This window comes from Methylobacterium ajmalii, assembly GCF_016613415.1.
Taxonomy (GTDB): domain Bacteria; phylum Pseudomonadota; class Alphaproteobacteria; order Rhizobiales; family Beijerinckiaceae; genus Methylobacterium; species Methylobacterium ajmalii.
Genome location: NZ_JACWCT010000080.1, coordinates 30,810 through 31,066 on the forward strand (window position 1 = coordinate 30,810; position 257 = coordinate 31,066).

General features: G+C 73.5%; 1 protein-coding gene. It reads left to right on the top strand.

Translation table 11 applies throughout. The features are described 5' to 3' along the window. Positions 1-257 (top strand): IS3 family transposase (locus tag HPY23_RS34260; RefSeq protein ID WP_200649643.1); only part of this gene is annotated, 257 nt, incomplete at both ends.

The window sequence follows — 257 nt, forward strand, 5'->3', positions numbered from 1 at the left end:
GAGCCCCGCGCGCCGGCGCGCCTGCATCGAGCATGTCCGGACCGTGCTAACGGTCTCCGAGCGGCGCGCTTGTCGCGCCCTCGGACAGCATCGCTCGACGCAGCGCAAGCTGCCGCGGGGGAGAGACGACGAGGCGGCGCTGCTGGCCGACCTGGTCGAGGTGGCGCGCCGGTATGGCCGCTACGGCTACCGCAAGATCGCCGCCCTGCTGCGGGCGGCGGGCTGGCTGGTCAACGACAAGCGAGTGGAGCGGCTGT